General features: G+C 73.6%; 6 protein-coding genes. All 6 read right to left on the reverse strand.

Going from position 1 to position 5,719, the window contains the following annotated elements:
* Positions 1 to 66: 66 nt before the first annotated feature.
* Positions 67 to 681: a DUF2567 domain-containing protein gene (locus tag ACTIDRAF_RS0208185; RefSeq protein WP_245533474.1), complete on the reverse strand. Its 615-nt coding sequence runs from the start codon at positions 679 to 681 to the stop codon at positions 67 to 69.
* Positions 682 to 792: 111 nt separating this feature from the next.
* Positions 793 to 1,014, reverse strand: coding sequence for a biotin synthase auxiliary protein BsaP (gene bsaP, locus ACTIDRAF_RS0208190; RefSeq protein WP_016698247.1), 222 nt, complete (start codon positions 1,012 to 1,014; stop codon positions 793 to 795).
* Between the two features lie 48 nt (positions 1,015 to 1,062).
* Complete coding sequence (bioB, locus tag ACTIDRAF_RS0208195; protein WP_016698248.1) at positions 1,063 to 2,106, reverse strand: biotin synthase BioB; 1,044 nt, start codon at positions 2,104 to 2,106, stop codon at positions 1,063 to 1,065.
* Positions 2,107 to 2,154: 48 nt separating this feature from the next.
* Positions 2,155 to 2,943, reverse strand: a complete 789-nt coding sequence (bioD, locus tag ACTIDRAF_RS0208200) for a dethiobiotin synthase (RefSeq protein WP_016698249.1) — start codon at positions 2,941 to 2,943, stop codon at positions 2,155 to 2,157.
* A 25-nt stretch (positions 2,944 to 2,968) separates the two neighbouring features.
* On the reverse strand, positions 2,969 to 4,261 hold the full coding sequence (locus ACTIDRAF_RS0208205) for an adenosylmethionine--8-amino-7-oxononanoate transaminase (RefSeq protein WP_016698250.1): 1,293 nt from the start codon (positions 4,259 to 4,261) through the stop codon (positions 2,969 to 2,971).
* Positions 4,262 to 4,352: 91 nt separating this feature from the next.
* A complete protein-coding gene (locus ACTIDRAF_RS0208210; RefSeq protein WP_016698251.1) occupies positions 4,353 to 5,573 on the reverse strand; it encodes a cytochrome P450 family protein in 1,221 nt (406 codons plus the stop codon).
* Positions 5,574 to 5,719: the final 146 nt, after the last annotated feature.

The raw sequence follows: 5,719 nt of genomic DNA on the forward strand, positions 1-5,719 counted from the left end.
CCGCAGGGCACCGGAGGGCACCTGGCCCCCGGGCGGCGGGAGGCCGGGCGCACCGGCGGCCGGGGGTCAGCCGCGCCGGCGGCCCAGGTCGTCGGTGCCGGACCAGGCGACCGCCATGCCGTAGCTCAGCGCCGCTCCGAGCGGGTGGGCGACCAGGGCGAGGGCGGTCGTGAGTTCCGGGGGGCGCACCAGCGTGGCCCCCGCGGACACCGTGTCCGCCAGCGGGAAACGGCTCACGGCGAACGACGTGCCGACCCGGTGGGCCAACCAGGCGGCCACCAGGCAGCCGAGGACGACGGCGACGAGGACGACCGGTCCCCGCCGGCTCCGCCACAACCAGGCCGCGAAACCGGTGACCAGGCCCGCTCCCAGCCCGAGGAGGACGAAGAGCGCCAGGGCGTCGAACCGGTGGTAGCTCTCGGCGGGCAGGCTCGCCAGCCGCCCGTCCGCGAGCACCCGCAGCCGCACCGGGGGCGCCAACCAGGACCACAGCCACCCCAGGGGGAGACCGGTGAGCGCGACCAGGGACAACAGGTTCAGCGCGGGCAGCAGGTCGGGACGCACCAGCGGCGGGCGGGCGCGCCGCGCCGGCGTGTACTCGGTGGGCCCGGCTCCTGGTGGCGGGGCGGCGGGGAGGTGTGCTGGTCCGACGTCTCCGGTGCTGCGCGGTTGCCGCGACACCCGCACCTCCGCTCTCTCGGTGGGTTCCGGCCACTTCACGTCACCCTGGTCGGCCCGGGTCTGGGCGCCGTGGGCGCGCCGCTCCCCGGGCGGTGAGTGTCCCAGGACCGCTCACCCGACCGGCGGGGTGGGTGCGTCGGCCTCCGCCCCCAGGCCGCCGTGCCGGCTGCACCGGGCGCTCCACCCGGCCGGGGTCACCTGCACCACCATGCGCCGGGCGCAGGAGGGACAGTACCGGGGAGGGTCGGTGACGCGCCGGCGGACGCAGACCGCGCGGTCCACGCAGGCGCCCTCCGGCTGGCCGCACCACCCGCAGAAGCCGGTGCCGTCCACGTCCCGTCCTCCTCACCGCCCCGAACGCCGAACCTGGAGCCGGTCGACTCACAGGGTGCTGTTGAGCGCCTTGATCGGCATGTTCAACTCGGCCAGCATGTCCAGGTCCTCACCGGCCGGCCGCCCGAGGTTGGTCAGGTAGTTGCCGACGATGATGGCGTTGATCCCGCCGAGCATGCCCTGCCTGGCCCCCAGGTCCCCGAAGGTGAGCTCGCGGCCGCCCGCGAAGCGCAGCACGGTGCGGGGCAGGGCCAACCGGAACGCGGCCACGGTGCGCAGCGCCTCCGGCCCCTCGACGACCGGGTAGTGCTCGAAGGGCGTGCCCGGGTTGGGGATGAGGAAGTTCAACGGCACCTCGTGGGGGTCGAGTTCGGCGAGCTGGCTGGCGAACTCGGCCCGCTGCGCGATCGTCTCCCCCATCCCGATGATCCCGCCGCAGCACACCTCCATGCCCGCTTCCCGCACCATCTGGAGGGTGGACCAGCGTTCCTCCCAGGTGTGGGTGGTGACGACCCGGTCGAAGTGGGACCGGGCGGTCTCCAGGTTGTGGTTGTAGCGGTGCACCCCCATCGCCGCCAACTCCGCCACCTGGTCCCCGGTGAGCATGCCCAGGGAGCAGGCGATGTTCAGCTCGCGGGTCGCCGGATCGGCGCGGATGGCCTCGATGCCCGCCCTGACCTGGCGGAGCAGGCGGTCGTCCGGCCCGCGCACCGCCGCCACCACGCAGAACTCGGTCGCCCCGGAGGCCGCGGTCTGCCGGGCGGCCCGCACCAGGCCCGGGATGTCCAGCCAGGCGGCGCGCACCGGGGTGGGGAACAGGCCGGACTGGGAGCAGAAGTGGCAGTCCTCCGGGCAACCGCCGGTCTTCAGGCTGACGATGCCCTCGACCTCCACCTCGGGGCCGCACCAGCGCAGACGAACCCGATGTGCCAGGTCGAGGAGTTCGGACAACCGGGAGTCCGGCAGGGACAGCACCTCGCGCAACGCGTCCTCGCCCAACCCCCGCCCGGCCTCCAGCACCTCGGCCGCCGCCCTGGCCAGGACGTCCACCGGCCGCGTGCTGGTGGTGGACCTACCGTCGACATCGCTCACGAAGTGTCACGATGTCAGTGGCGGTGCGTGACGCGCACTGCCGGAGACCTACAAAAACGGTCGGCGAGTCTGTGCTGGCTCCTCCACTTCGGACGCCGCCACGGCCCCGGTGGCCAGGGGGACCGGCGCCTCGGGCGGCCCGGCGACCTCCTCCGGGGCGAACCGGCCGCCCAGTTCCCCGGCGAGCCCCTCGCGGGCGGCGGCCAGGAAGTCCTCCGGGGACAGTGCGGCGCACCCGGTCGGCAGCACGCCGAGCAGCGGTACTCCCGTCACGGCCGGCAGGTCCCGGAGGTTCTCCCGGCACGCGAGGTCCGGTTGGGCCGGCCACTCCCCCACCACCAGCCCCGGGCAGCGCAGGTCCCGGGTGCGCAGCGCCTCCACGGTGAGCGCGGCGTGGTTCAACGTGCCCAGCCCGGCCCGGGCGACGACGAGCACCGGCGCCGCCAACGCCGCCGCCACCTCGGCGAGCCCCCCGTCCCCGTCGAACGGGACCAGCAGACCGCCGGCACCCTCGACGAGCACCAGGTCGTGGTCAGCGGCCAGCGAACGGGCCGCGTCGGCGACACCGGACGGCGACACCGGGACCCGCCCTCGGCGTCGGGCCGCCGTCGCCGGGGCCAGCGGGTCCGGGTAGCGCGCCGTCTCCCGGCAGGTGACCGCGCCGGCGAGGCGAGCCACCTCGTCGACGTCACCCGGTTCGCCGTCGACCACCCCGGTCTGCGCGGCCTTGAGCACGGCGACGCGCCGGCCAGCCGCCGCCGCCAGCGCGGCGACCCCGGCCGTGACCACGGTCTTGCCGACACCGGTGTCGGTGCCGGTGATCACCAACAGTCGCACGCCGTGACCCTAGCGCCCCCGCCCCTCACGCCTCCTCGGCCACGGAGGTCATGGCGGCGCAGATCGCGGCGACGTCCTCCTCCGAGCTGACGTAGGGCGGCATCGTGTACACCAGGTCCCGGAAGGGGCGCAGCCACACCCCGTGCCGGGCGGCGGCCTCCCGGGCCGCCGGGACGTCCACCGGGTGGTCGAGCTGGATGACCCCGATCGCACCGAGCACCCGGACGTCCACCACGCCAGGTAGCGCGGAAGCGGCGGCGAGGCCCGTCCGGAGTCCGCGCTCCACCCGGGCCACGTCGGCACGCCAGTCACCGGCCAGCAGCAACTCCACCGAGGCGGCGGCGACCGCGCAGGCCAGCGGGTTCCCCATGAAGGTGGGGCCGTGCGCCAGGACGGGCACGGCGCCGGCGGAGATCCCCTCCGCGACCTCCTCCGAGCACAGGGTGGCCGCCAGGCTCAGGTAGCCGCCGGTGAGCGCCTTGCCCAGGCAGAGCACATCGGGCGCGACCCCGGCGTGATCGGCGGCGAAGAGCTCCCCGGTGCGGCCGAAACCGGTGGCGATCTCGTCGAAGACGAGCAGCACGTCATGGGCGAGGGTGAGTTCACGCAGGACGTGCAGGTAGCGGGGGTCGTGGAACCTCATTCCTCCCGCGCCCTGCACGACCGGCTCGACGATCACGGCCGCCAGCTCGTCGGCGTGCCGCTCCACCAGGTCGGCCAGGGTCCGCACGTAGTCATGGTCGACGCCGGCGTGCGCACCCGGGGGCGGCGCCGGGGCGAAGACCTGTTCGGGCAGCACCCCCGACCACAACGCGTGCATTCCCCCCACCGGGTCGCACACGCTCATGGGGTGGAAGGTGTCCCCGTGGTACCCGCCGCGCCAGGTGAGCAGCCGTGTCCTCTCCGGGCGGCCCCGCGAGCGCCAGTGCTGGAGGCACATCTTCGCGGCCACCTCGACGGCGACCGAACCGGAGTCGCTGAGGAAGACGTGCGGCAGCGACCCGGGGGTGATCTCCGCGAGCCGCGCGCACAGCCGCACCGCGGGCTCGTGGGTCAAGCCGCCGAACATGACGTGGCTCATCCGTCCGAGCTGGTCCCGCACCGCGGCGTCGAGCTCCGGAACCCGGTAGCCATGGATCGCCGACCACCAGGAGGACATGCCGTCGACCAGTTCGTCCCGCCCGGCCACCGGGGCGGCCAGGCGGAGCCGCACACCGGACGCGGAGGCCACCACCAGGGGCTCCTCCGTGCCCGGCATGGGGCCGTACGGATGCCACACGTGCCGCCGGTCCAGGTCCAGCAGGTGTTCGACCGTCACCCCCAGCAGGGTAGAGCGCTGATCACGCCCGCCGAGGCGGGTCCCCGGCCCCCGCCGAGGACCGGGGCCCACCGTCGGCGGTGCTGGTGGCTCAGCGCAGTCGGACCGGCAGCTCCTCCAACGCCCTGACCAGGGTCGACTTCCGCCACCGGATCTCGGACTGGGGGGTGCCCAGGCTCATGTTCGGGAAGCGGCGCAGCAGCCCGCTGAACGCGACCTCACCCTCCATCCTGGCCATGGCGGCTCCGACGCAGTAGTGCACGCCGTGGCCGAACGCCAGGTGCCCGCTGGCGTTGCGGGTGATGTCGAACTCGTCCGGGCGGGAGTAGCACTGGTCGTCCCGGCTACCGGCCAACAGCGAGACCAGCACGATCTCCCCGACGCCGATCCGGGCCGGGCCCAGCCGGAACTCCTCGGTGGCGTACCGGATGCTGGCCAGGTGCACCGGGCCCTCGAACCGCAGGACCTCCTCGATGGCGGCCGGCAGCATCGTCAGGTCGTTGCGCAGTGCCCGCAGCTGGTCGGGGTGGCGCATCAGGTGCAGCATCCCGTTGCCGATGAGGTTCACCGTGGTCTCGTGGCCGGCCACCACCAGGAGGAACGACATCGCGACCAGCTCCTCCTCGCTGAGCCGGTCCTCACCGTCCCTGGCGGCGATCAGGTCGGTCAGCAGGTCGTTGCCCGGGTGCGCCCGCTTCTCGGCGATGAGGTGCTGGAGGTAGGCGAGCATGTCGTTGATCGAGGACTGGGTGCCGTCCGCCGGCCCGTAGTTGGCGACCACGTCGGCGCTCCACCTGCGGAACTCGTCCGCATCCGCGTGCGGGATGCCCAGCAACTCGCAGATCACCCGGATGGGCAGCGGGAAGGCGAAGGAGGCGAGGAGGTCGACCTCCGTCCTCGACTCCATCTCGTCGAGCAGTTCGGTGGTGATGGCCTCGACGCGGGGGCGGAGGTTGACGACCATGCGGGGGCTGAAGACCTGCCGCACCAGCTTGCGCAGCCGGGTGTGCTCCGGCGGGTCCATGTTGACCATCTGGGCGGCGAAGCTGCCCGCCAGCTCGGCCGGTGTCTGGCCGTCGGGCAGGTCCAGGTGGCGGAAGAGGCTGGAGAACCCCCGGTAGTCCTTGCTCAGCGACGGCGTGGTCAGGGCTTCCTTCGCCTCGTCGTACCGGGTGACGACCCATGCCCGGAGACCGGAGGGTAGTCGGACCGCGTGCGCGGGCCCGGTGGTCCGTAACGCCTCGTAGACGCGGTGGGGATCCTGGAAGAAGTCGTCCCCGAGCGGCCGCGGGGCGGTCAGCGACTGGGTCATGAAGGTCCTTCCTCGTTCCGATGATCTTGCGCGTGAAGAGTGAACCGCCTCCTTGGCTCGGAGTAAACGACCAATCACGGGACGGCGCCGGAACTACTCCACTCGGCCCAGCGCCGAGCCGGCACGCGGCCCCGCCCAGCGCTCCC

The sequence above is a fragment of the Actinoalloteichus spitiensis RMV-1378 genome, assembly GCF_000239155.1.
In the GTDB taxonomy this organism is placed as follows: Bacteria; Actinomycetota; Actinomycetes; order Mycobacteriales; family Pseudonocardiaceae; genus Actinoalloteichus_B; species Actinoalloteichus_B spitiensis.

What these genes read in the sequence shown, in the direction of transcription:
- ACTIDRAF_RS0208210 (WP_016698251.1), bottom strand. Translation starts at nt 5,573, where the DNA reads ATGACCCAGTCGCTGACCGCCCCGCGGCCGCTCGGGGACGACTTCTTC.